We start from the raw sequence: 22,329 nt of genomic DNA on the forward strand, positions 1-22,329 counted from the left end.
CGGAAACGTGTGCTGGACGTGTTGCTCGGGCGGACCCTAGCGTCGGGACATGGCGACCTCGACGGACCTCACCGCGCACCTGATCCGCTACGCGGGCCCGAACACCTTCGGCCCCGACGTCATCGACCATGCCGCCGGCAGCTTCCTGTTCACCGAGGACGGCCGGCGCATCCTCGACTTCACCTCCGGCCAGATGAGCGCGATCCTCGGCCACTCCCATCCCGCCATCGTCGAGACCGTACGGCGCCAGATCGGCTCCCTCGACCACCTGTTCAGCGGGATGCTGAGCCGGCCGGTGATCGACCTGGCCCGCCGGCTGGCCGAGTCCCTGCCCGATCCGCTGGACAAGGTGCAGTTGCTGACCACCGGCGCCGAGTCGAACGAGGCCGCGCTCCGGATGGCCAAGCTGGTCACCGGCAAGCACGAGGTCGTCTCGTTCGCCCGGTCCTGGCACGGCATGACCCAGGCGGCCGCCAACGCGACGTACAGCGCGGGCCGCAAGGGGTACGGGCCGGCCGCGCCGGGCAACTTCGCCATCCCGGCGCCGAACACCTACCGGCCGGACTTCACCACCGCAGACGGCGAGCTCGACTGGCAGCGGCAGCTGGACTTCAGTTTCGAGCTGATCGACGCCCAGTCCGTCGGCAGCCTGGCGGCGTGCATCGTGGAGCCGATCCTGAGCTCGGGCGGCATTCTCGAGCCGCCGGTCGGCTACCTCGCCGCGCTGCAGCACAAGTGCCACGAGCGCGGAATGCTGCTGATCCTCGACGAGGCGCAGACCGGGCTGTGCCGGACCGGGACCTGGTACGCGTTCGAGCGCGACGGCGTCGTACCGGACATCCTCACGCTGTCCAAGACGCTGGGCGCGGGCCTGCCGCTCGCCGCCGTGATCACGAGTGCCGAGATCGAGGCCGCCGCTCACGACCGCGGTTTCCTCTTCCTCACCACGCACGTCTCGGACCCGCTGGTCGCGGCCGTCGGCAACACCGTGCTCGACGTACTGACCCAGGACAAGCTCGACGAGCGCGCGGCCAAGCTCGGTCTCGTACTCCGGCAGGGACTCGACGCCCTCGCCGACCGGCACCGGGTCGTCGGCGACGTCCGCGGCCGCGGTCTGCTGGCCGGCCTCGAACTCGTGGCCGAAGGCGCCGACCGGCTCGGTACCCAGGTGACGGCGCGCTGCCTCGAGCTCGGGCTGCACATGAACATCGTCCAGCTGCCCGGTATGGGCGGGGTGTTCCGGATCGCGCCGCCGTTGACCGCTACTGAGGAGGAGCTCGCCCTCGGCCTGCAGATCCTGGACCAGGCGCTGACCGACGTCGCCTAGCCCGGTGGTGACGGGTACGGCGAAGGGCGCCCACCGCGGGGATGGGCGCCCTTCGCCGATCAGGTCAGGACAGCGTCGCGAGCGCGTCGTTCCAGGTCTTCGACGGGCGCATCGCGGCGGCCGCCAGCTCCGGGTTCGGCTGGTAGTAGCCGCCCAGCTCGACCGGGCTGCCCTGGACCGCGAGCAGCTCCTCGACGATGGTCTGCTCGTTGCTCGCCAGGGTCTCGGCGACGGCGGTGAAGAGCTTGGCCAGCTCCGCGTCGTCGGTCTGCTGGGCCAGCTCCTGCGCCCAGTACAGCGACAGGTAGAAGTGGCTGCCGCGGTTGTCGATGCCGCCGATGCGGCGGGTCGGCGACTTGTCCTCGTTCAGGAACGTCGCGGTCGCCCGGTCCAGGGTGTCGGCGAGGATCTGGGCCTTGGCGTTGCCCGTGGTCTGGGCCAGGTGCTCGAAGCTCGCGGCCAGCGCGAAGAACTCGCCCAGGCTGTCCCAGCGCAGGTAGTTCTCCTTCGCGAACTGCTGCACGTGCTTCGGTGCCGAGCCGCCCGCACCGGTCTCGAACAGCCCGCCACCGGCCATCAGCGGTACGACGGACAGCATCTTCGCGCTGGTGCCCAGCTCGAGGATCGGGAACAGGTCGGTCAGGTAGTCGCGCAGCACGTTCCCGGTCACCGAGATGGTGTTCTCACCGCGGCGGATCCGCTCCAGCGACAGCTTGATCGCGTCCACCGGGGCGAGGATCTTCAGCTCCAGGCCGTCGGTGTCGTGCTCGCCGAGGTACTCGTTGACCTTGGCAATGATCTGCGCGTCGTGCGCGCGGGTCTCGTCCAGCCAGAACACCGCCGGGTCGCCGGTCGCGCGGGCCCGGGTGACGGCCAGCTTGACCCAGTCGCGGATCGGCGCGTCCTTGGTCTGGCAGGCGCGGAAGATGTCACCGGCCGACACGGCCTGCTCCAGGACGGCGTTGCCGTCGGCATCGACCAGCCGGACGGTCCCGGTGGTGGCGACCTCGAAGGTCTTGTCGTGGCTGCCGTACTCCTCGGCCTTCTGCGCCATCAGGCCGACGTTCGGGACCGAGCCCATCGTCGCCGGGTCGAAGGCGCCGTTGGCGCGGCAGTCGTCGAGCACGACCTGGTAGATCCCCGCGTAGCTGCTGTCCGGGAGGACCGCGAGGGTGTCGTGCTCCTGGCCGTCCGGGCCCCACATGTGGCCGGACGTCCGGATCATCGCCGGCATCGAGGCGTCGACGATCACGTCGGACGGCACGTGCAGGTTGGTGATGCCCTTGTCGGAGTCGACCATCGCGAGCGCCGGGCCGTCGGCCAGCTCGGCGTCGAAGGACGCCTTGATCTCGGCACCCTCCGGCAGCGCGGCCAGGCCGGCCAGGATGCCGCCGAGACCGTCGTTCGGGGTCAGGCCGGCCGCGGCCAGCACGTCGCCGTACGCCGCGAAGGTCTTCGGGAAGAAGGCGCGCACGACGTGACCGAAGACGATCGGGTCGGAGACCTTCATCATGGTGGCCTTCAGGTGCACCGAGAACAGCACGTCCTCGGCCTTGGCCTTGGCGACCTGCGCGGTGAGGAACTCGCGCAGCGGCGCGACGTGCATCACCGACGCGTCGACGACCTCGCCGGCCAGCACCGGCACCGACTCACGCAGTACGGTCGTCGTGCCGTCGTCACCGACGAGCTCGATCCGCAGTACGCCGTCCTGGGCGACCACGACCGACTTCTCGGTCGAGCGGAAGTCCTCGGCGCCCATCGTGGCCACGTTCGTCTTGGAGTCCGGGGTCCAGGCACCCATCCGGTGCGGGTGGGTCTTGGCGTAGTTCTTCACCGAGGCGGGCGCGCGGCGGTCGGAGTTGCCCTCGCGCAGTACCGGGTTCACGGCCGAGCCCTTGACCTTGTCGTAGCGGGCCTGGATCTCCCGCTCCTCGTCGGTCTTCGGCTCGTCGGGGTAGTTCGGCAGCGCGTAGCCCTGGCCCTGCAGCTCGGCGATCGCGGCCTTCAGCTGCGGGATCGAGGCCGACACGTTCGGCAGCTTGATGATGTTCGCCCCGGGCGTCTTGGCCAGCTCGCCCAGCTCGCCCAGCGCGTCGGCGATCCGCTGGTCCTCGGTCAGGTGCTCGGGGAACAGCGCGACGATCCGCCCGGCCAGCGAGATGTCCCGGGTCTCGACGGCGACCCCGGCCTGCCCGGCGTACGCCTGGATCACCGGCAGGAACGAGTACGTCGCCAAAGCCGGCGCCTCGTCAGTGTGGGTGTAGATGATGGTCGGGTCAGTCACCGTGTACTCCGCTCCCAGTGTGCCTAAGTGCTGTGCCTACGTGCCGTGTGCCTGTGTGCTGGCGCCTCCACCTTAGTGGCGGCCGATACCTGACCCGGCCACGGGTTTCGGTGACCTCGACCACCTGTACCGAGGGTGACGGGACCGTCGGCCCTCACACGCCCGGCCTCGTGCCCGTTCCACAGGGGACACCACGAGACGAGGAGAAACGCATGAGCATCCGGCACGCGGTCGTCGGTACGACGCTGGGCGACCTGACCCTGGTCGCGTCCGGCGACGCGCTGGCGGGCGTCTACTTCCCGCACCACTGGACCAGGCCCGACCGTACGGCCCTCGGCGACGAGGTCCCGGCCGAGGGCGATCCCGTCCTGACCCAAGCGGCGCACGAGCTGCAGGAGTACCTGGCGGGCACGCGGCGGACATTCGACGTACCGCTCGCGCTGGAGGGCGACGAGTTCCAGCAGCGGGTCTGGGCCCTGCTGAACCAGATCCCGTACGGCACCACCACGACGTACGGCGAACTGGCGGAGCAGCTCGGCGACAAGGCCCTGGCCCAGAGGGTCGGCCAGGCGGTCGGGCACAACCCGGTTTCCGTCGTCGTCCCGTGCCACCGGGTGGTCGGCAAGGGCGGCAAGCTCACCGGGTACGCCGGGGGTCTGCGCCGCAAGCAGGTGCTGCTGGACCTGGAGGAGCCGAGCGAGGTGCGGCTGTTCTAGAGGTCCTTCGAGTAGGCCTCGTACGGCCAGGCTGCGAGGACCTTCGTCTTCAGGCTCGCGCCGAGGCGGGCGTAGAAGCGCTGGGCGCCTTCGTTGCTCTCCCGCATGCCCCAGGTGATGGTGAGCTTGTGGGGTGCTGCGACCTGGCGGGCCAGCTCGAGCATCAGGAGCTCGCCGACGCGTTGGCCGCGGAAGGCTTCGCGGACGTAGAGGTCGTCCAGGCCGAGTACGTCGCCGCCGGTCCACAGGTGCAGGCGGCGTACGGCGGAGACGTAGCCGGCCGGCTCCCCGTCGTACTCGGCGATGAGGACGGTCACGGTGTCGCCGGCGAGCAGCTCGCGCCAGCGGTCGGCGGTGACGGTGACGTACTGGCCTTCGTCCTGGTGGTCGGCGATCTCGCCGATCATCGTGCGGACCAGCTCGGCGTCGTCGGGAACGGCGCGGCGGACAGTGGTGGGCATGCCAGCACTGTACGGATCCGCGCCGTTCGGCGGCGAGCGTTTGCCTCCTGGGTTAAAGCCTGCCGTTGGTCCGCAGGGTGGCGACCGCATTGACGGTCGCGATGCCACGCCAGTCGAGGGCCTGACCGGGGGACCAGTGCAGGTAGTCGACGTCCCAGCCGCCGTCGTCGTGCTGGTCCGCGGCGAGCCGGTCGAGATCGGCGTCGAGCTGCGCGGAGGTGAACAGCGCACGGCTCGGCGTCCCGGGGTGCGGGGACAGTGTGATCGGGGTGATCTTCTCGTCCTCGGTCCCGCCCTCGACCGGAAGGTTGCCGTCGGCATCGAGCGCGGACCGGAACCGGTCGACCGCCGCGGCCGCGCGCGCCGGGTCGGGCACGGCGTCGAGGAAGTCGAGCGCGAACTTCACCGTGTACCCACCGACGCCGTCGGCCTGCTCGATCGTCGTCCAGCACCACTCGGTCGCCGCGGGCAACCAAGCGTGCTTCGACCCGGCCTGCCAGAGCCTGCCCGCGATCGCGTAGGTGAGGAACCCGCTCTCCGGCGCCGGAACCATCCACGGCGCCCGCGGATAGCCGTCCGCACTCGGCAGGACGGTCGGCACGCCGCCGTCGGAGTTGGTGATCGTGGTCAGCCAGTCGCCGATCTCGTCGACGAGCGGGTCGTCGAGCGCGTTCGCACCGGCGAGCACGTCCAGCGCGTGCAGTACGGCGGAGGGCTGGCTGCCCGGGCAGCGCACGTCGGGCTCGAGCGCGTGCCCGAAGCCACCGTCGTCGGTGCGGTAGGCACGCAGGGTCTCGACAAGTTGGCCGGCGGGGGCGCCGTACAGGAGCACGGCGAGCCGGTGCCGGTCGATCAGGCGAGCGTTGGCGTAGACGAACTGTTCGGCTGCGGTGAGGTCGATCATGGGCACGACGGTAGGCCTGCTTCGGGCGGTCGGTCTTTCAGGAATCGGTCAGGGGGCGGTGTTCCTGAGAAGGACGGGGTCAGGCAGCGGTGAGGGTGGCGTCCTTCAGGAACTGGACCGGCGTCAGGCCGGTCAGCCGGCGGACCTCGTCGTTCATGTGTGCCTGACTCGCGTACCCCGCGGCGAACGCTCGCGTGGCGAGCGGCTCCTCGTCCGGCTGCACGATCAGTCTCCTGAGCCTGGCCACGCGCGCTAGCATCTTCGGCCCGTACCCCACGGCGTTCTGCATGCGCCGGTTGAGCTGCCGCTCGCTGATCCCGAGATCCGCCGCCGCCGTCGACACCTTCGCCGCCGGCTCCGCCAGCCTCCGCGCCGCGGCCACCGCGAGCGGATCAGGAGCCGCCCGCCGCTGCAGCACGGTCTCGGTCAGAATCCTCAACCGCTGCCTCGGATCCGCCGCCCCCAGCGCATCCCCGATCTCCCGCCCGGCAACACCCCACACCAACTCGATCCCGACCCGAAGATCCCGCAACTCCGAAGCCGGCAACCCAAGCACCGCCCCCGCCGCCCCCGGCCGCAACCGAATCGCACAACTGCTCTCACCAGCAGCCCCGGTCACCCAAGGCCCGGTATCCGGCCCCGCCACCACCAACTCACTCCCGAGCCACACCAGATCAACACACCCATCGGGAATCACCCGCGTGGTCCTCCCCGCGACCGGCTCGCTCTCCCACAAGCAAGCAACCAGCGGCTCAAGACCCACTGGCGACCGATACTCGCGGTAGCTCATGCTTCGAGCCTAAACCCGCCCACCGACAAGACCACCCGAATGCCGGTACGTCGAGCAGCTGACCCACCTCGCACCCATGAGCAGGGCCGCGACCTCCCCGCCTGCGTCAGCTCGAAAGCCTGGAGCGGACGCCGAGCATCAGCAGGTCCAGCCCCGCGCCGAACAGCTCGTCCGGGCCGTCGGCCGCGACCGCGGCGAGGGTCCAGTGCGCGATCGTCTCGAAGGTCTCGCGCGCTGTGTTCTCGGGGACGCCCAGCGCGACCAACGCCTCGATCTGCGCGCGCACCAGCGCGGCACGCGAGCCGTCGCCGACGTCGCGGTACGGCGTCGCCTTCGCCTGGATCAGCGCGGCCAGCCCGGGATGCTCGGCGTAGAACTCCCGCAACCTATGCGACCCGGACGTCGTCACCGCGATCCAGTCGTCCAGCGTCCGCACTTCCGCGTACGCCGTACGGTCGGCCGCGAACGCGTCGAAGGCGTTCCGCGCCACCAGCTCGAGCAGCTCGTCCTTGTTCCGGACGTGGTGGTAGAGCGAGGGCGCCCGAACAGCCAGCCGCTCGGCCAGCGACCGCATGGTCAGCCCGCTGACCCCGGCGCCCCGGATCACCGCCAGCGCCGCCTCGACGATCGCGGCAACAGTCAGCCCGGCCGCAGCATGCGATGAGGAGTCCCGCGACGGCGCGTCCCCCGACGAGGCGCCCGCGGCCGTGCCTTCGCGCCGTGCCGGCATCGCGGAATCTCCCTTGTCGGGCCTTGTCGACCATCAGTAGCCTAGCTGTCTAACGACGTTAGACGAGAGGACCATCATGCCCCGCGGACTGCGCCCCGACTACCCCGTACGGACCGAGCGGCTCGATCTCCGGCCGCACCGCCGCGAGGACCTCGACGACCTGCTCGCCTTCCACTCCGACCCCGACGTCGTCCGCTACACGCCCTGGCCCGTGCGCGATCGCGAGCAGACCAAGGCGACGCTGGAGACGAAGCTCGGTCAGGGCGAGGTGACCGAGCCCGGCCAGTGGCTCGTTCTGGCGGTCGTACTGCGGGAGACCGGCACGGTGATCGGCGAGGTCCTGCTCAAGTGGGCCAGTGACACCGACCGCCAGGGGGAACTCGGCTACGCGCTCAACGCCGCCTACCACGGCCGCGGCCTGGCCGCCGAGGCCGCCGGCGCGATGCTCGAACTCGGCTTCGAGGACCTCGGTCTGCACCGGATCGTCGCGGTCATCGTCGACGGCAACGACGCCTCCGTCCAGCTCGCGACCCGCCTCGGCATGCGCCAGGAGGCCCACTTCGTGCACGCCGCCTTCTTCAAGGGCGAGTGGATCGACGACCTGGTCTTCGCCCTCCGCGAGGACGACTGGCGAACCCACCGAGCCACCGAGTCAGCCCCCGCCCGCGCCTGAATCTGCTCATGGCGGCCTCGGCTCCCTGCCCCGCCCGCCCTCGGCCCCCTCTGAGCTGCGGCGCACCCTGGACCGCCGGCAAACACCAGATGACCGCCCGGTGAAACATTCAGGGCCCGTTCTCCGATACACCGGAGAGAGGGGGCCGGGGGCAATGAAAATGACGGGGGAACCGGCGTGGCGGCTGATTGCGCTGTTGCGGCTGGTGGAGCGCGAGCCGGCTGAGCCGGTCGAGGCGAGTGGTGAGGACGTCGTGCTGGACGCCTGGTTCGGGCCGAACTCGCCCGGATCCAGCGCGCCCAGGCCGTGGACCTGCCTGCACTCGTCGCGGCGGTCCGAGCCCCCGATTTCCTGAGCCTGTCCTTCGACACCCGGCGTCATGGATTGACCACACCTGGTGTGGGCACTTGACTGGGGAGAAGGAGGTAGTGATGGCGGCTACGGGGTTCTTCGGTGGGCAGCGCTATCGGATCGTCTGGACGGCCGTGGTCGGGTTCCTGCTGCTGGCCGGTGCCGGCGCCGCCGTCCTGCTGATCAGCCCGGCCACCTGCCTGATGACGTTCGTGATGGGCGCGGGCACGGTCGGCTCGGTCTACCTCAGTGCGGGCCTGGCCGACGGGAGACCCGCTCGGCACGTCGCCCGCCAGGTCGCGAAGTGGTCGCTGCGGTCCGGTGCGCTGGCGCTGGCCGTCTGCGGGTACGTCGTCACCGCCGGCTGGACGACGATCGCGCTCGTCGCCGCCGTCGCCGCGACCTCGCCGTACGTCGTGAAGCACTTCTGGACGCAGGCCTCGACGATCGAGCAGTACTCCGACGAGGAGCTCTGCCTGGCCTGGTGCCTGAGCAGCACCGCGCTGGAGTCGGCGGCGACTGCGGACGAGCGGCTGGCGATCACCGCGACCCGGCTCAGCTACCTCGACGAGCTGGAACGCCGGCAGCCGGAGACCTTCGCGGCCTGGCTGGAAACAACTCCCCGCCCGACGGCCGATCCGAGTGACTTTTTCACCCGGACCGACCACCACACGTCGCCGGAGTAAGAATGGGTTAAGCCGCCGTTCACCTGGTTCCTGGCGCCGGGCGCGGTCCGTAGGATCGTTCGGATGCCGGGGCCGACGAGTGGGGGCGTGATCCGGGCTCGCGACCAGGTGGTCATCGAGCGGGATCCCCAGGACACGTACTTCTTCCTGACCATGCCGCGCAACGTGCTGCGCACCCATCCGCTGGTGGTGCACACGACCGGTGTCACCGACCGCTGTGCCGTCGCCGGCGACCAGGTCACCCAGGTGCTGGCCAGCGGCGACGAGATGTTCTCGGCGACGTGGACGGTCGATCGCGCCGAGTGGGGCCGGCAGTGGACCGTCACCACCGACCAGTACGGCTGGCGCGGGGTCGACGCCCAGGTCGACTACCTCTTCGAACCAGTTGCCGAAGGCACCCGTCTGACCCGGGTGATGACCGTCCGCCTGGCACCGGGTCACCAGGAGTGCGAGGCCCTTCCGCACTTCACCGACCGGTCGATCCCGCAACGCTTTCTGCACAACGTCAAACAGCGCGTCGAAACGGTCCGCGCGGCCTTCTCCTTCTGAGCAAGGAATCACTCAGTGGTCTTGATGATCTCCTTCAGCAGCTCCTCGGTCTCGCGCGGCGTGCCGGCCGCGATCGACAGCGCGTCCATGGTGATGACGTACTTGTCGAGGTCCTCGCGCTTGTCCAGGTAGACGGCGCTGGTGAGGTGCTCGATGTAGACGACGTCGGGCAGGTCGGTCTCGGCGAAACGCAGGATGCTGAAGGCGCCGCCGGTCGCGGCGTACAGGCCCTTGTCGAACGGGATCACCTGCAGCGTCACGTTCGGGCGCCGCGAGACCTCCAGCAGGTGCTCGAGCTGCTCACGCAGTACGCCGGGTACGCCGACGCCGCGGCGCAGAACCGACTCGTCGAGAACGGCCCACAGCCGCAGGGGGCGCAGCTTGCTGGTCAGGACGGCCTGCCGCTCGACCCGCAGCGTGACGAGCCGCTCGACCTCGGCCTGCGGCAGCGGCGCCTCGCTGTGGCCGAGCTGCATGACGGCGCGGGCGTACCCGGCGGTCTGCAGCAGGCCCGGGACGAACTGCGACTCGAAGGTCCGGATCATGTCCGCGGCGACCTCGAGGCCGAGGTAGGCGTGGAACCAGTTCGGCGTGAGGTCGTCGTAGCGCTGCCACCAGCCGGGGTTGTTCGCCTGCTGCGCAAGGTCGAGCAGCCGTTCGCGCTCGCCGGCGTCGTCCATCCGGTACAGCGTCAGCAGGTCGTCGACGTCGCGCGGCTTGAAGCCGACCTTGCCGAGCTCGAGCCGGCTGATCTTCGACTCCGACCCGCGGATCGCCCAGCCCGCGTCACCGCGGCTGATCCCGGCCTCCTCGCGCATCCGGCGCAGGTGGGCCCCGAGCATGATCCGCAGGGCGGTCGGCCCGCCCGGCGCGCCCTGCTCCTCGGTCACCAGGACCCTCCCCATCGACTCTCCAGCGACGTGCCCGCCGATCTTTGCACGTTCGGCCGGAGATTGGGGAGTCCGGACTCGCTACGGGGTGTGATATTTCCGCTCCGATGTGGATAGGCTCGGGTCTTCCGCCGAACCGTCCCCCGAGTGAGGTCGCCGCATGTCCGACGCCACCAAGGCTCCCAGCTCCGTCCCGGTCGGGGTGGACACCACCCGGGCCAGCATCGCGCGCGTGTACGACGCGGCGCTGAACGGCAAGGACAACTTCGAGATCGACCGCGAAGTGCTGCGGCAGGTCGCGACGGTGGCCCCGCAGGTGAACGACCTGGCCTGGTCGAACCGCAACTTCCTGATCCGCGCCTGCCGCTTCCTGGCCGGCCAGGTCGGCATCACGCAGTACCTGGACTGCGGCTCCGGCCTGCCGACCGCGGAGAACACGCACCAGGTCGTGCAGCGGCTGCAGCCGGCCGCGAAGGTGCTCTACATCGACAACGACCCGGTGGTGCTCGCGCACGGCCGCGCGCTGCTGGAGGAGAACGACCGGACCCTGTTCATCAGCGCGGACATCTTCGAGCCCGAGAAGGTGCTGGCCGAGCCGCAGGTGCAGGAGTTCCTCGACTTCGACCAGCCGATCGCCCTGATCCACAACGGCACCCTGCACCACTACCTGGGCGACGACGGCCCGGACCTGATGAAGACGTACATGGACGCGCTCGTCCCGGGCTCGTACTCGGTCGTCGCGCACTTCTACGACCCGCAGACCCCCGAGCACTCGGCGATCGCGCGGGCGATGGAGGACAAGTTCACCCACAGCCCGATGGGTAGCGGCGTGTTCCGGACCTACGACCAGATCCGCGCGATGTTCCCCGGCCAGGAGCTGGTCGAGCCCGGCCTGGTCCTGTGCGACGACTGGTGGCCGGACGGCCCCCGGGTCAAGCCGCTGAACCAGGTCGAGGAGTGCATCGCGAGCGGCGTCGGCCGAAAGGTCTGACCGCCGGTACGCCGTACCGACTGTTGCTTGGGGCAACCATCAGGAGGTCTCGGACACCAGGACCAGAGTCGTGTCCGGCTCCAGCGCGCGGAACACGTGCGGGAGGTCGCCGGGGTAGGCGATGTAGTCGCCCGGCGTGAGCTCGACCGGTTCGGAGCTGAGGCCGACCAGAGCACGGCCCGTTCCCAGTACGACGTGCTCGATCGTGCCCGGCATGTGCGGCTCGGAGTCGCGGCCCGGGCCGGGTGCGATCGTCAGCCGGTAGATGTCGCGCCGCGCGTTCGGCGGGCAGGACGCGACCAGGGTCGCGCTGTAGTCGGCCTTCTCGGACCGGATTGCCGGCCCCTCGTCCGCCCGGATCACCTGCACCTTCGGCCGCGGCGGGTCGATCAGGTCGCCGAACTGGATCTCCAGTGCGACACACAACGCCCACAGCGTCTCGACGCTGGGGTTGCCGGTCCCCGACTCCAGCTGGGACAGCGTGGACTTCGCGACGCCGGCCCGTTTGGCGACCTCGCTCAGCGACAGCCCGGTCCGGGCACGTTCCCGGCGCAGCGAGCCCGCGATCACGTCGAGTGGTGCCTTGCTGTCCATCAGTGTTCGCTCCATCGGTCCATGCGTTCGACTTGACGAACGCTGCCAGTCTGTTCATCATAAAACCCATGCGTTCGATCTGGCGAACACTCGACCCGGCCCTGGCCCGCGACATCGCTCTGGTCTGCCTGGCCGACAGCGTCGTCGGGCTCTCGTACGGCGCGATCAGCGTCGGCGGGGGACTGAGCCTGTGGGTGCCGGTCGCGATGTCGTTGCTGGTGTTCGCGGGCGCGTCGCAGTTCCTGTTCGTCGGCATCGTCGCGGCCGGGGGCTCGCCGATCGCGGCGACCATCGCGGGGCTGCTGGTGAACAGCCGGCACGTCGCGTTCGGGCTGGCGGTCAGCGACGTGATCGGCGGCGGCTGGCGGCGGGTGGCCGGCAGTCACCTGATGACCGACGAGAACGTCGCGTTCGCGCTCGGCCAGGAGGAGCTGCGGCACAAGCGCGCGGCGTACTGGCTGTGCGGGATCGGGATCTTCGTCAGCTGGAACGTCGGGGTGGTGGTCGGCGCGCTCGCCGGGTCGGTGATCACGGACACCGCCGCGTTCGGGCTGGACGCCGCGTTCCCCGCCGTACTGCTCGCGCTGGTGCTGCCCGCGCTGAAGGACAAGGCGACCCGTACGGCGGCGCTGATCGGCTCGGTCGTCGCGCTCGCGGCGACGCCGTTCCTGCCCGCCGGTGTGCCGGTGCTGCTGGCACTCGTCGGTCTGCTCTTCTACCGCCCGATCAAGGCCGACCGAACCCTGGAACCCGCCTGATGAACAACCCGCTCCTGGTCCTCGTCGCGATCCTGATCCTTGCCGTAGGCACCTTTTCGCTGCGGATCGCCGGCCCGCTGATGCGTGCCCGCTTCGAGCTCTCCGACCGCACGCAGCAGCTGCTCTCCACCGCCGCGGTCGTCCTGCTCGCCGCGCTGGTCGCCACCGCGACGCTCACCGCGGGCCACACGTACGCCGGGATCGCGCGGCCCGTCGGCGTACTGGTCGGTGGAGTCCTCGCCTGGCGCCGAGCGCCCTTCGTCCTGGTCGTGGTCGCCGCCGCGGCCACCGCCGCGGGGCTTCGCCTGCTCGGCGTTCCCTGACTCTCTCGGGATACGTCGTCGCGCGGTCGGTCGAGAAGGTGCCACCGCAGGCGGTCATCGTCAGCTGCCCGGGTGGCTACGACCTCGACCTGAACTACGGCGTCGGACCGCGGTCGGGCGTACTCGCGTTCACGCTGGCGCTGATCGGCGCGATCTTCTCGTTCGTCGGGTTCGCCCTCCTCGGCACGTTCCTCCTGGTCCGGAGCCACCGGCGTACACCCATCGGCTCTCACCGGCCGGGCCGCAGGACACTCGCCCCCAGGACACCTGACAGATCCCAGGGGCTCCGCCTGCTCGGCGTTCCCTAGAGCACCTGCAGCAGGTACCTCTCCAGCCGGTCCCGCAGTACGCCGGGCGTCAGGTCGGTGCGGCCGAGCTCGCGCCACGGACCGGCCACCTTCTCGGCGTCCGGCGCGAAGCCGAGCGCGTCGAGGACGCGCCAGTGCCGGAGATCCGTGGAGACTCGTCCGCCCGCGGCGACGTACAGGTCGGCGAAGCGCGCACCGACCTCCGGGCCGTGCAGCAACGCCAGCGCCGTCGAGCAGTGCGCGACATCCAGATCCGCCGGCCCCCAGGAGGTCTCGACCCAGTCGACGACGCCGGTGACACGCTCACCGTCGAACAGCACGTTGCCCGGATGGAAGTCCCGGTGCAGCAGCACACCGTCGTACGGCGGAAGCTCGCGCCCGATGAGCTCGACCGCCCGCGTCCACACCTCCGGCCGGTTGGTTGCCTCGGGCACCCGGACCGTGCTGGGCGAGACCCAGACCTGGAACTCGCGCGGCCTCGGGTCGATGCGGACACGGTGGATCGCGACCAGTTGCTCGGCGAGCTGCGGGGAGCGGTCGGCCTGGACGTCGACAGAGCCCGGCAGCAACGACATCACCAGCGACGGTGCTTCGCCGGACTGGGCTGTCGCGTCGACGGCCAGTAGGCGTGGTGCCGGGACGCCTTCGACGTCGGTGAGCGCGCGGAGCATCCCGGCCTCCCGTTCGAGCAGTCCTTCCGCGTGCCGGCGGAAGAACTCGGTCACGAACGAGCGGACCACGACCTCCCGCCCGTCGGCGAGCCGGACGCGGCGCATCTCGGACGTCCAGCCGCCGCGCAACGACGTCACCGCGACGACGTCGCTGCCGGTCTGTTCGCTCACCCAGCGCAGCAGCTTCTCCACGGACCGCACCCTACGTCGCCCTTTCGGGCAGATCGGCCGGGGAGGATCCTCCGGCGGGTTAGCGTGCGGGGTATGACGAGCTACTCCGGGGGACCTGTGGCGCCGAAGCGGACACTGACGTGGATCGCGGTCGGTTGCTTCGTCCTCGGGCTGGTGCTGAGCGGGATCTTCGTGGTCCGCCTGGTGCAGAACCTGCCGAAGGCCCCGACCCGGGTCGACGGTGGAACCGTCCAGCTGACCGCGGACGGGCTGACCGTGTACTCGACGGTCCCCGCACTGATCCCGCCCTGTACGGCGAAGGACGCCTCCGGCGCCGACATCCCGATGGAACGGGTGAAGGGTTCGCAGCAGATCACCGTGAACGACGACACCTGGTACGTCGTCGCCCAGTCGGTCGGCAAGGTCCCGCCCCAGGAGGTCGTGGTCGACTGCGACTCCGCCGGCGCCGGCGGAACGTTCTACGCCGGCCCCAAGCTCGCCATCGCCTCGCTGGTGGTGTCGGTGCTGCTGGCGATCGGCTCGTTCCTGTTCTTCTTCCTGATCGGCATCGTGCTGATCATCGTCGACAACGTCCGCAGACGCCGCGTGAGAAAGGCAACCATGGCTAACCCCGGCCCGAACAACCCGCCCACCCAGGCCAGCACGTTCCCGACCATCGGCCAGAACGGTGTGGACCCGGACTACCCGGTCCCGCCCGCCGACCAGCCCCGCGGCTACACCCAGCACGGCGGCCCCGGCACCGGCAACGACGGCGTGGACCCCGACTACCCGGCCCCGCAGCCGGCCCCGCCCGGCCCGGGCAACGACGGCGTCGACCCGGACTACCCGGCCCCGCCCGCCGAAACCGACGGCGTAGACCCGGACTACCCGGCCCCGCCCGCCGAAACCGACGGAGTAGACCCCGACTACCCGGCCCCGCCGCGGAGCTAGTCAGCTGACGGCGACGGTCGCCAGCCAGTAGTACTCGAACGACTCGAAGCGGATCTCCGAGCCCACCGCCCGGAGGTCCGCTTCGACGTTCCCCGCGGCGGGGAAGTTCTTGAGGATCTCGTACGACGACCCGTCGGCCAGCCGCCGAGTCTGATACGTGTCACCACCCGGCCCTGTCGAGGTCACCGGCGAACTGCTGCCCTCGACGTACAGGTTGTCGACGAGCACCACCCGCCGCCCGCGTCGCCCGAGCCGACGGACGAACTCCGCGGCGTCGGCCCGCGGCACGTGCGACCAGAAGAACCCGGCGAACACCACGTCGTACTCCCCGCCGACCGTGTCCAGCTCCGCGACATCCACCGCCTGGAAGGACACGTCGCCCGAGTACGACCGCTCTCGCGCGACCGCCAGTGTCTCCTCGGCGAGGTCCGTCGCGAGGACGGACCGGGCCGCGGGTGCCATCACCGCTGTCCAGTAGCCGGTGCCGGCGGCGACCTCGAGCACGCGAAGCCCGTCCACCAGTTCGACCACCGCCGACCGGAGCCGGCGGAGATCGTCCTGGCGTTCGGGCTTCGCGTACACCGCGTCGTACTCGCCGGCGCGGCGCCGGTAGTACTCGGTCAGGTCGTTCATCGGGATCCTCCGTCGTCGTCCGCGGAGGCCCGGTGGGACCCGGACATCAGAACCTAGACGTCAGGATCCCACTCCCGCAAGGGCTTTCGGCCGGAGCAGGAAGGCCCCGATGTACAGCAGCGCGGCGATCAGGATCAGGCCGTCGAAGCCGATCAGCAGGGCGGCGTACTCGAGGCAGCCGCCGAGCAGGGCGCCGAGGAGGTTGGCGCCGAAGCTGGCGGTGCCGTCGGCGGTGTCGGTGAAGCGCTTGGCGAAGATCACGTTCGCGGCGAAGATCGGCAGGAACGCGATCACGACCGCGACCACAGCCCGCAGGCCGAGCGGCATGCCCAGGAGCCAGCTGTCGGGGAAGACCCAACTCAGCAGCAGACCGCCGAACAGCACGACGTACATGGTCTTCAGGGGTGGGGTCTTGAAGCGTCTGGTGACTTCGACCGCGGCCAGCACGGCGACCAGGACCCCAGCGAAGACGATCGCGTTGACCACCCACGTCGTACCGAACAGCAGCGCGAAGCCGGTGATGGACTTGGTCTCCAGCAGCATGAAGCCCGCGCCGAGCAGGAACAGGTCGGCGTACGGCCGCATCCGCCGGTACGACGAACCGCCGCCCGCGATCCCCACGCCGATCAGCCCGGCGATCAGGATGAGCGCGATCGTGATCAGGTACAGCGACGGGATCCGGTCGGTGAACAGGTACAGGAACGGCCGGTTGTCGGTCGCCGGCGGCGGCGTGGTCGTCGACGCACCCGCCCACTCCGCATCACAGGCCTGGTCGGCCGGCGTGAGACCGACCGTGACGACCGCCTGCTGCAGGTCGTCGCCGACCTTGTCGACGCACGGCTTGTGCCCGAACGCCTGCTGCGCCGTCGACGCGAGCCGGTCGATCAGCCAGGTCTCGCGGTAGTAGTTGTACATCGCGAACGCGCCGCCCGGCGCCAGGTGCTCCTGCGCGCTCTTGAACGCCTGCTCGGTGAACAGGTAGCTCTCCAGCCGCAGCGAGCTCGCGCCGTTCACCAGCGTCAGCGAGTCCGGCAGCGCCAGCAGGATCAGGTCGTACTTCTTGTCGGTCCGGGACAGGAAGGCCCGGCCGTCGTCGATGTGCGAGGTGACCCGCGGGTCCTGGTACGGGTGGTCCGGATGCTGCTCACGGCCGATGTCGCGCAGCCGCGGGTCGATCTCGACCGCGTCGACGTGCTTCGCACCGTTGCGCAGGGCAACGGCCACGTCGGTGCCGGACCCGGCACCGATGATCAGGACGTTCTCCGGGTTCTTCTTCGCCGCGCGCTCGTACGGCAGCCCGTACTGCGGCTCCCACTGCAGCCGCTGCGCGGCCGGGATCGCCTGCTGGTGCGGGACCCCGTTCACGTTGATCGTCAGCAGCGGAGTGCCCTCGTACGTCGACGAGGAGGTCTGCACCTTGTAGTACGGCGACCAGCTGTTCTCCGGCCGGGTCGACTCGTGCAGCAGCACGCCGAGCATCACCAGCAGCGGAGTCGCGACGAGCGCGCCGCTCAGCGCGGCGGCGGTCGCCTTCTTGCCCGGGATCATCAGCGCCAGGAACCCGATGGTGACCAGCAGCCCCCACCAGATCGGCGGCGCGCCGAGGAACGACAGCAGCGTGAACGCCACGATGCCGCTCAGGCTCCCGATCAGGTCGTACCGGTACGCCGTCAGCCGCGGCAGCTCGGTGAAGCACCGCCCGACCAGCTCGGCCGGCCCGGCCAGGACGACGGCCGCGGCGACGAAGATGATCGGCAGGATCACCCAGACCGGCGGGCCGGTGGTGTCCAGGCTGGTGAAGTAGATGACGCTGTCGCCGGACCGGTTGACGGTCACCGGCTTCCACGCGATCACCAGCACCAGCAGGCCGAGCATGATCGGGGAGTAGTACGGCAGCCGCTTGGCCTTGCCGGCCCGCAGGATGCCGATCCCGATCCCGAGGAACGAGCCGAGCAGCACGAAGTTGGAGAAGTAGCTGAGGTGGACCACGTTCGAACCGGTCCAGCGGATCAGCGCGAGCTCCAGGAAGAGCATCAGGGCGCTGGCGGCAACCAACCGGGGTCTGACCCCGATCGGACTCTGCCACTGGGGAGGTTCGGCCGTACGAGGGGTTGACGAGTCGACTGCCATGGGCTGGGACCTTACCCACGCCAGTGGCCTACGTCACCCCTCGTCCAGCTTTGGGAACTAGCGGCGTGCCGGTTTCGCCAGCTGGCACCCCGACTTGTTCAGGTCGATCGTGCGGGTGGCGGTCAGGCAGGTGTAGAGCCACCAGGTCTGCTGGCCGTACGCCGCGCCCTGGTCGACGGTCACGTTGCCCGCCGCATCGACCTCGCAGGGGTTGTTCACCGTGCAGCGGGCGCCGTCCTCGTTGCCGGTGTTGTTGACGCCGATCACCTCACCGGTGCTGGTGCTGACCACCGGCGAACCCGACGTACCGCCGATCGTCTCGCAGCCCGGCTGCAGGTACTTGATCGAGCTCTTCCAGGTCCAGTCGCCCTCGCGGAGCTCGGGAATCGTGGACTGCACCGAGCAGGTGTAGATGCGCTTCCAGTAGCCGGACACGACGGCCATGCCGGCGCCGTCGGCCGGGCCCTGCTTGGCCAGCGTCAGCGGCGTGACGTTGAGACGGGTCCTGATCGCGTCGTAGGTCTCGTTCACCTCGTACACGATCATGTCGGTCTTGGTCATCGTGCCGTAGAGGATCCGGCTCGCGCGAACGGTCCCGGCGTTGCTGGCGTCCGGGCGCAGCAGCGTGATCGAGCGGGTCGAGGAGCGGTTGACCAGAACCACGCCGGGATTGAGGAATCCACCTTCGTAGCAGTGCCCGTTGGTGAGCACCATCGCCTTGTCGGTCCCGGCCGACTCGGCGTACCGGACGAGCGAGGCGGAGCAGTTGCTGAGCGCGGCGATGCCGGTGTAGTCGGCACCCGGCGCGGCGGCCTTCGCGGGGGCCGCCGGCGCTTCGGCGGCCTCCAGCGCGTGGGCCTGACTGCCGCTGAGCAGCACGGCGCTGCAGGCGAGAGCGGACACGAGAACTGAACGGACGAGTTTCATGGGCGGTGATCCTTTGTCCTCACGGGTCTGCCAACGGGGCGGTGTGCAGACGGGGCGTAGTTGCCTTGGAACTCTTCGTATCCGAAGACCGGCCGCCGAAACCATCACAAACACGTGAAACCTGTCGATCCAGGGGCGGTTGCAGGGGTTTCCCTCCGCACCCGCAACCATCCGTCGCCCCGCCGGACACCTCCAGGTATGCGTTCAAGAAAACGACTGATCGTCCTTCTCGCCCTGGCACTCCTCCCACTCAGCGGTACGACGGCCACCGCCGAACCACCACCCGGTCCGGCGTACGCCGAACCCCGGCAAGCGTTCCGGACCGAGGTCCCCGGACGGCTCGCCGGGCAACGGATCGACCCGACCGCGAGCCCTGGCGCACTCACCAAGCGCTTCAAGGAAGCGACGGTCCCGTTGACCCTCAGGCACCTCGATCGCGCCGGGGCGCTGGCTCCCGGCGCACGGACGACTGTCGCCAGCCTCGACAGGACCGTCAACGGCGCCGTCGACGTCGGCACCGGCGAGACCACGGTCGACCTTCCGCCGGGCAAGTACGTCGTGGTCAGCTTCGTCCCCACCGGCACGACGACGAGCGTCCTGGTCCAGCCGCTGCTCGACCTGACCGCCGCCTCGACCGTCGTGCTCGACGCCCGCGAGGCCAAGCCGTTCAAGGTCCGGGTCGAGGACGGCACCGTCGCGTCGTCGATGGTCGCGCTGTACTTCTCCCGTCGCGCCGACGACGGATCGGCGCTGTGGTTCGACACCTGGGCCGACACGCTCACCCCGCTGTACGCCGCTCAGCTCGGGCCGGCGCTTCCGGCCGGCGAGGTGATCTCGAGCGTGATGACCCAGTGGGCGGTGCCCGGCAGCACCGGGGACTTCGCGGAGACGCCGGTCACCTACACCACGATGGACACCGTCCGCGGCGCGTTCTTCACCGGGTTCGACCGCGTGGTGCAGCCGAAGAGTCTGGTCCCGTTCAAGTCCCGGCTGTTCACCACCGGCCCCGGACACACCACCGACAAGGCGGTGACCGTGACGGCGCCGGAGATGCGCTTCCACTGGAGCAGGGGGTACTCGGGAACGGGAGCCCGCACGGTCACCGAGTACGTCGAGCCCGGCACCGAGGTGCTCGAGGAGTTCCAGGAGCGGGACGGCGCGGGCATGGGCAGCACTCTGGTCACCGCGCAGAGCGGGAGGATCAGCCGCACGGCGCAGCCCGGCCGGACCTACACGACGGCGTGGAACAAGGCGGTTCTCGCGCCGTCGGTGAAGGAAGACCTGGCCGTCCGGAGCGGCGACGTGTTCGAGGCCGACTTCGGCCTGTACGACGACGCGGCCGGCCACTCGGGATGGGGAATGGACGTCAAGGCTGCGACCAGGCTCTACCGCGACGGCGTCCTGGTGGCCGAGAACGCCACCGCCGGGAAACTCGGGCGCGGCGTGGAGGTCAAGACAGGCAAGGCGTCGTACCGGCTGGAGAGCGAGGTCGTCCGCCATGCCGCCGCGCGTCGATCGACGCAGGTGAAGGCGGTCTGGACCTTCGCTTCGGACACGGCGAGCGCGGAGGGTGAGAACCTGCCGCTGTGGTCGGTCGGCTTCCAGCCGGCGGTCGACCTGACCAACGACGTCCGGCGGACGGCCGTCACGCGACTGCCGTTCACCGTGACGCCACAGCCGGGAGCGGCCGTCGGCACGCTCGGGAAGCCGTCGGTGGAGATCTCCGGTGACCAGGGCCGGACGTGGCGGAGCGCGACCGTTGTCACGCAGGGCAACGGGTACGTCGCGATCGCCGCGACCCCGCCGGGGGCGACGATCTCTGTGCGGGCCAAGGCGAGCGACTCGGCCGGCAACGCGACCGAGCAGACCGTGCTGGACGCGTACGGGCTGCGCTGAGACCTACGTTACGAAGGCGTCGACCCCCGCAGGTCGGCGCCTTCGGCGTGCGTTCCGGCTGTTACTGTCCGACTCGGAATCCGCCCAGCTCGAACCATCCCCCTGCCGCGTACGTCGTACGAAGTGACCCTGGGGGAACAGGAGGTGGATGTGATGCGGCCGGAGAAGCCGGAGCTGGAGAATCTCAGAGAGCCGGTCCGGTTCAAGCGGGCGCTGGCGCTGTTGCTGATGACGCTGGTGCTGCCGGGCTCCGCGCAGATCGTGGCGGGCAGCAAGAAGGCCGGCCGGGCCGCCTGGCGGGTGATCGCCGGCATCGTGGCGATCGTCGTGTTCCTGGTGCTGCTGTCGCTGGTCTGGCGGTCGGGGACGATCAACCTCATCGTGTCGCCGACCACGCTGCGGATCGTGCAGGTGCTGCTGATCCTGCTGGCGGTCGGGTGGGCCGCGTTGTTCGTCGACGCCTACCGGCTCGGCCGGCCGCTCACGCTGGAACGCAACCACCGGCTGACCGCGAGCATCGTGGACGGCGTGCTCGTCGTGCTGGTGATGACCGTACTGATCTGGACCAGCACGATCGTGTCGGCGCAGCGCGACTTCGTGGCCAGCGTGTTCGGCAACGGCGAGAAGTCCAAGGCGGACAAGGGCCGGTACAACGTACTCCTGCTCGGCGGGGACTCCGGCGCCAACCGGATCGGCGTCCGGCCGGACAGCCTGACGCTGGCCAGCATCGACGCCGACACCGGCCGGACCGTGCTGATCGGCCTGCCGCGGAACATGGCGAAGGTGCCGTTCCCGGCCGGGACCGAGATGGCCAAGCAGTTCCCGAACGGCTTCGAGTGGGACGGCTGCGGCCACGACTGCTACCTGAACGGCGTCTACACCTGGGCGATGGGGCACAAGCAGCACTTCCCGGGGGTGAAGGAACCGGGACTGCTCGCGACCCAGCAGGCGGTCGAGGGCCTGACCGGGCTGAAGGTCAACTACTACGTCCTGATCGACATCGCCGGCTTCCAGCACCTGCTCGACGCGGTCGGTGGGATCACCGTCGACGTCGGCAAGAAGGTCCCGATCGGTGGCATCGGCGGGCCGATCAAGGGCTACATCAAGCCGGGCAAGGCCCAGCACCTGGACGGGTACCATGCGATGTGGTTCGCCCGGTCCCGGGCCGGGGCCAGCGACTACGAACGGATGACCCGGCAGAAGTGCGTGATGACCGCGATGCTCAACCAGCTCTCGCCGCAGAAGGTGCTGACCAAGTTCCAGGGCATCGCCTCGGCCAGCAAACAGGTGGTCCAGACCAACATCCCGTCCGGTGAGCTGGGCACCTTCACCGACCTGGCGCTGGACTCCAAGAAGCTTCCGGTGTCATCCTTCTCGCCGGTCCCACCGCTGATCAAGACCGGTGACCCCGACTTCGGCCTGATCCGGACGAAGGTCGCCGAGGCGGTGGGCAAGTCCGAGGCACTGGACAAGGGATCCGACGACGGGGACGGTAAGAAGTCGGACACACCGAGTAGCGTGTCTCCTAGCAAGAAGGCGTCCACGCCGAGCAAGACCCCGTCCAAGCCATCCACCGACGTCGACGACGTCGCACAAGTCTGTAAGGCCTGACCTG

24 protein-coding genes are annotated in these 22,329 nt (G+C 69.8%); 13 read left to right on the top strand and 11 right to left on the bottom strand.

Annotated elements, in window-relative coordinates; translation table 11 throughout:
* Window positions 1-49: 49 nt before the first annotated feature.
* On the top strand, window positions 50-1,327 hold the full coding sequence (locus tag HDA39_RS38475; protein ID WP_184803776.1) for an aspartate aminotransferase family protein: 1,278 nt from the start codon (window positions 50-52) through the stop codon (window positions 1,325-1,327).
* 64 nt (window positions 1,328-1,391) lie between these two features.
* Here the strand turns inward: HDA39_RS38475 and HDA39_RS38480 are convergent, their stop codons facing one another.
* Complete coding sequence (locus tag HDA39_RS38480) at window positions 1,392-3,611, bottom strand: NADP-dependent isocitrate dehydrogenase (protein WP_184803778.1); 2,220 nt, start codon at window positions 3,609-3,611, stop codon at window positions 1,392-1,394.
* 212 nt (window positions 3,612-3,823) lie between these two features.
* Between HDA39_RS38480 and HDA39_RS38485 the strand changes: the two genes are divergently transcribed.
* Window positions 3,824-4,327: a methylated-DNA--[protein]-cysteine S-methyltransferase gene (locus tag HDA39_RS38485; protein ID WP_184803780.1), complete on the top strand. Its 504-nt coding sequence runs from the start codon at window positions 3,824-3,826 to the stop codon at window positions 4,325-4,327.
* On the opposite strand, the gene HDA39_RS38490 is transcribed toward HDA39_RS38485, so the two are convergent.
* The 4 genes from HDA39_RS38490 to HDA39_RS38505 all read right to left on the bottom strand — a co-directional run bounded on the left by HDA39_RS38490 (window position 4,324) and on the right by HDA39_RS38505 (window position 7,212).
* Window positions 4,324-4,788: a GNAT family N-acetyltransferase gene (locus tag HDA39_RS38490; protein ID WP_184803782.1), complete on the bottom strand. Its 465-nt coding sequence runs from the start codon at window positions 4,786-4,788 to the stop codon at window positions 4,324-4,326. The two genes, HDA39_RS38485 and HDA39_RS38490, sit on opposite strands and share 4 nt — an antisense overlap.
* A 52-nt stretch (window positions 4,789-4,840) precedes the next feature.
* On the bottom strand, window positions 4,841-5,692 hold the full coding sequence (locus HDA39_RS38495) for a hypothetical protein (RefSeq protein WP_202893251.1): 852 nt from the start codon (window positions 5,690-5,692) through the stop codon (window positions 4,841-4,843).
* Window positions 5,693-5,771: 79 nt separating this feature from the next.
* The gene (locus HDA39_RS38500; RefSeq protein ID WP_184803786.1) at window positions 5,772-6,482 is read right to left on the bottom strand and encodes a helix-turn-helix domain-containing protein; all 711 of its coding nucleotides are present in this window, start codon (window positions 6,480-6,482) and stop codon (window positions 5,772-5,774) included.
* A gap of 106 nt (window positions 6,483-6,588) precedes the next feature.
* Entirely contained in the window at window positions 6,589-7,212 is a 624-nt protein-coding gene (locus HDA39_RS38505; RefSeq protein ID WP_184803788.1) for a TetR/AcrR family transcriptional regulator, read from the bottom strand.
* Window positions 7,213-7,288: 76 nt separating this feature from the next.
* Here HDA39_RS38505 and HDA39_RS38510 point away from each other — a divergent pair, with 76 nt between their 5' ends.
* The 4 genes from HDA39_RS38510 to HDA39_RS38525 all read left to right on the top strand — a co-directional run bounded on the left by HDA39_RS38510 (window position 7,289) and on the right by HDA39_RS38525 (window position 9,471).
* Window positions 7,289-7,885 (top strand): GNAT family N-acetyltransferase, encoded by a 597-nt coding sequence (locus tag HDA39_RS38510; RefSeq protein WP_184803790.1) that lies wholly within the window; start codon window positions 7,289-7,291, stop codon window positions 7,883-7,885.
* A 154-nt stretch (window positions 7,886-8,039) separates the two neighbouring features.
* Entirely contained in the window at window positions 8,040-8,240 is a 201-nt protein-coding gene (locus HDA39_RS38515) for a hypothetical protein (RefSeq protein WP_184803791.1), read from the top strand.
* 76 nt (window positions 8,241-8,316) lie between these two features.
* Window positions 8,317-8,922, top strand: coding sequence for a hypothetical protein (locus tag HDA39_RS38520; protein WP_184803792.1), 606 nt, complete (start codon window positions 8,317-8,319; stop codon window positions 8,920-8,922).
* A 63-nt stretch (window positions 8,923-8,985) separates the two neighbouring features.
* Window positions 8,986-9,471: an SRPBCC family protein gene (locus HDA39_RS38525; RefSeq protein ID WP_184803793.1), complete on the top strand. Its 486-nt coding sequence runs from the start codon at window positions 8,986-8,988 to the stop codon at window positions 9,469-9,471.
* 8 nt (window positions 9,472-9,479) lie between these two features.
* On the opposite strand, the gene HDA39_RS38530 is transcribed toward HDA39_RS38525, so the two are convergent.
* Window positions 9,480-10,376 carry a helix-turn-helix domain-containing protein gene (locus HDA39_RS38530; RefSeq protein WP_238356260.1) on the bottom strand — a complete coding sequence of 299 codons (897 nt, stop codon included), beginning with the start codon at window positions 10,374-10,376 and terminating at the stop codon, window positions 9,480-9,482.
* 145 nt (window positions 10,377-10,521) lie between these two features.
* Here HDA39_RS38530 and HDA39_RS38535 point away from each other — a divergent pair, with 145 nt between their 5' ends.
* Complete coding sequence (locus HDA39_RS38535; RefSeq protein ID WP_184803794.1) at window positions 10,522-11,352, top strand: SAM-dependent methyltransferase; 831 nt, start codon at window positions 10,522-10,524, stop codon at window positions 11,350-11,352.
* Between the two features lie 39 nt (window positions 11,353-11,391).
* Here the strand turns inward: HDA39_RS38535 and HDA39_RS38540 are convergent, their stop codons facing one another.
* On the bottom strand, window positions 11,392-11,961 hold the full coding sequence (locus HDA39_RS38540; protein ID WP_238356261.1) for a helix-turn-helix domain-containing protein: 570 nt from the start codon (window positions 11,959-11,961) through the stop codon (window positions 11,392-11,394).
* Between the two features lie 53 nt (window positions 11,962-12,014).
* Here HDA39_RS38540 and HDA39_RS38545 point away from each other — a divergent pair, with 53 nt between their 5' ends.
* From HDA39_RS38545 to HDA39_RS38555, 3 genes are read left to right on the top strand one after another with little or no spacing between them, the layout of a single operon-like run.
* Window positions 12,015-12,704, top strand: coding sequence for an AzlC family ABC transporter permease (locus HDA39_RS38545; RefSeq protein ID WP_184803795.1), 690 nt, complete (start codon window positions 12,015-12,017; stop codon window positions 12,702-12,704).
* A complete protein-coding gene (locus HDA39_RS38550) occupies window positions 12,704-13,027 on the top strand; it encodes an AzlD domain-containing protein (RefSeq protein WP_184803796.1) in 324 nt (107 codons plus the stop codon). Before HDA39_RS38545 ends, HDA39_RS38550 begins: the two co-directional genes overlap by 1 nt.
* Window positions 13,028-13,065: 38 nt before the next feature.
* Window positions 13,066-13,335: a hypothetical protein gene (locus HDA39_RS38555; protein ID WP_184803798.1), complete on the top strand. Its 270-nt coding sequence runs from the start codon at window positions 13,066-13,068 to the stop codon at window positions 13,333-13,335.
* Here the strand turns inward: HDA39_RS38555 and HDA39_RS38560 are convergent.
* Window positions 13,332-14,198, bottom strand: a complete 867-nt coding sequence (locus HDA39_RS38560) for a phosphotransferase (RefSeq protein WP_202893253.1) — start codon at window positions 14,196-14,198, stop codon at window positions 13,332-13,334. The two genes, HDA39_RS38555 and HDA39_RS38560, sit on opposite strands and share 4 nt — an antisense overlap.
* 72 nt (window positions 14,199-14,270) lie before the next feature.
* Between HDA39_RS38560 and HDA39_RS38565 the strand changes: the two genes are divergently transcribed.
* Window positions 14,271-15,128, top strand: a complete 858-nt coding sequence (locus HDA39_RS38565) for a hypothetical protein (RefSeq protein WP_184803800.1) — start codon at window positions 14,271-14,273, stop codon at window positions 15,126-15,128.
* Here HDA39_RS38565 and HDA39_RS38570 read toward each other — a convergent pair whose 3' ends face one another.
* From HDA39_RS38570 to HDA39_RS38580, 3 genes are read right to left on the bottom strand one after another with little or no spacing between them, the layout of a single operon-like run.
* Window positions 15,129-15,761, bottom strand: coding sequence for a class I SAM-dependent methyltransferase (locus HDA39_RS38570; protein WP_184803802.1), 633 nt, complete (start codon window positions 15,759-15,761; stop codon window positions 15,129-15,131).
* A gap of 60 nt (window positions 15,762-15,821) precedes the next feature.
* Window positions 15,822-17,891 (bottom strand): spermine/spermidine synthase domain-containing protein, encoded by a 2,070-nt coding sequence (locus HDA39_RS38575; protein ID WP_184803804.1) that lies wholly within the window; start codon window positions 17,889-17,891, stop codon window positions 15,822-15,824.
* 57 nt (window positions 17,892-17,948) lie between these two features.
* On the bottom strand, window positions 17,949-18,818 hold the full coding sequence (locus HDA39_RS38580; protein ID WP_184803807.1) for a S1 family peptidase: 870 nt from the start codon (window positions 18,816-18,818) through the stop codon (window positions 17,949-17,951).
* Between the two features lie 198 nt (window positions 18,819-19,016).
* Between HDA39_RS38580 and HDA39_RS38585 the strand changes: the two genes are divergently transcribed.
* Window positions 19,017-20,714 (top strand): hypothetical protein, encoded by a 1,698-nt coding sequence (locus HDA39_RS38585; RefSeq protein WP_184803810.1) that lies wholly within the window; start codon window positions 19,017-19,019, stop codon window positions 20,712-20,714.
* Window positions 20,715-20,867: 153 nt separating this feature from the next.
* Window positions 20,868-22,325: an LCP family protein gene (locus tag HDA39_RS38590; RefSeq protein WP_184803811.1), complete on the top strand. Its 1,458-nt coding sequence runs from the start codon at window positions 20,868-20,870 to the stop codon at window positions 22,323-22,325.
* Window positions 22,326-22,329 lie beyond the last annotated feature (4 nt).

The organism is Kribbella italica (genome assembly GCF_014205135.1).
Taxonomy (GTDB): domain Bacteria; phylum Actinomycetota; class Actinomycetes; order Propionibacteriales; family Kribbellaceae; genus Kribbella; species Kribbella italica.

Coding starts and splice junctions, on each gene's coding strand:
- HDA39_RS38535 (WP_184803794.1), top strand. CDS start 10,522: ATGTCCGACGCCACCAAGGCTCCCAGCTCCGTCCCGGTCGGGGTGGAC.
- HDA39_RS38475 (WP_184803776.1), top strand. CDS start 50: ATGGCGACCTCGACGGACCTCACCGCGCACCTGATCCGCTACGCGGGC.
- HDA39_RS38500 (WP_184803786.1), bottom strand. CDS start 6,482: ATGAGCTACCGCGAGTATCGGTCGCCAGTGGGTCTTGAGCCGCTGGTT.
- HDA39_RS38540 (WP_238356261.1), bottom strand. CDS start 11,961: ATGGAGCGAACACTGATGGACAGCAAGGCACCACTCGACGTGATCGCG.
- HDA39_RS38520 (WP_184803792.1), top strand. CDS start 8,317: ATGGCGGCTACGGGGTTCTTCGGTGGGCAGCGCTATCGGATCGTCTGG.
- HDA39_RS38525 (WP_184803793.1), top strand. CDS start 8,986: ATGCCGGGGCCGACGAGTGGGGGCGTGATCCGGGCTCGCGACCAGGTG.
- HDA39_RS38545 (WP_184803795.1), top strand. CDS start 12,015: ATGCGTTCGATCTGGCGAACACTCGACCCGGCCCTGGCCCGCGACATC.
- HDA39_RS38515 (WP_184803791.1), top strand. CDS start 8,040: ATGAAAATGACGGGGGAACCGGCGTGGCGGCTGATTGCGCTGTTGCGG.
- HDA39_RS38530 (WP_238356260.1), bottom strand. CDS start 10,376: ATGGGGAGGGTCCTGGTGACCGAGGAGCAGGGCGCGCCGGGCGGGCCG.
- HDA39_RS38590 (WP_184803811.1), top strand. CDS start 20,868: ATGCGGCCGGAGAAGCCGGAGCTGGAGAATCTCAGAGAGCCGGTCCGG.
- HDA39_RS38575 (WP_184803804.1), bottom strand. CDS start 17,891: ATGGCAGTCGACTCGTCAACCCCTCGTACGGCCGAACCTCCCCAGTGG.
- HDA39_RS38585 (WP_184803810.1), top strand. CDS start 19,017: ATGCGTTCAAGAAAACGACTGATCGTCCTTCTCGCCCTGGCACTCCTC.
- HDA39_RS38580 (WP_184803807.1), bottom strand. CDS start 18,818: ATGAAACTCGTCCGTTCAGTTCTCGTGTCCGCTCTCGCCTGCAGCGCC.
- HDA39_RS38510 (WP_184803790.1), top strand. CDS start 7,289: ATGCCCCGCGGACTGCGCCCCGACTACCCCGTACGGACCGAGCGGCTC.
- HDA39_RS38565 (WP_184803800.1), top strand. CDS start 14,271: ATGACGAGCTACTCCGGGGGACCTGTGGCGCCGAAGCGGACACTGACG.
- HDA39_RS38570 (WP_184803802.1), bottom strand. CDS start 15,761: ATGAACGACCTGACCGAGTACTACCGGCGCCGCGCCGGCGAGTACGAC.
- HDA39_RS38550 (WP_184803796.1), top strand. CDS start 12,704: ATGAACAACCCGCTCCTGGTCCTCGTCGCGATCCTGATCCTTGCCGTA.
- HDA39_RS38505 (WP_184803788.1), bottom strand. CDS start 7,212: ATGCCGGCACGGCGCGAAGGCACGGCCGCGGGCGCCTCGTCGGGGGAC.
- HDA39_RS38485 (WP_184803780.1), top strand. CDS start 3,824: ATGAGCATCCGGCACGCGGTCGTCGGTACGACGCTGGGCGACCTGACC.
- HDA39_RS38495 (WP_202893251.1), bottom strand. CDS start 5,692: ATGATCGACCTCACCGCAGCCGAACAGTTCGTCTACGCCAACGCTCGC.
- HDA39_RS38490 (WP_184803782.1), bottom strand. CDS start 4,788: ATGCCCACCACTGTCCGCCGCGCCGTTCCCGACGACGCCGAGCTGGTC.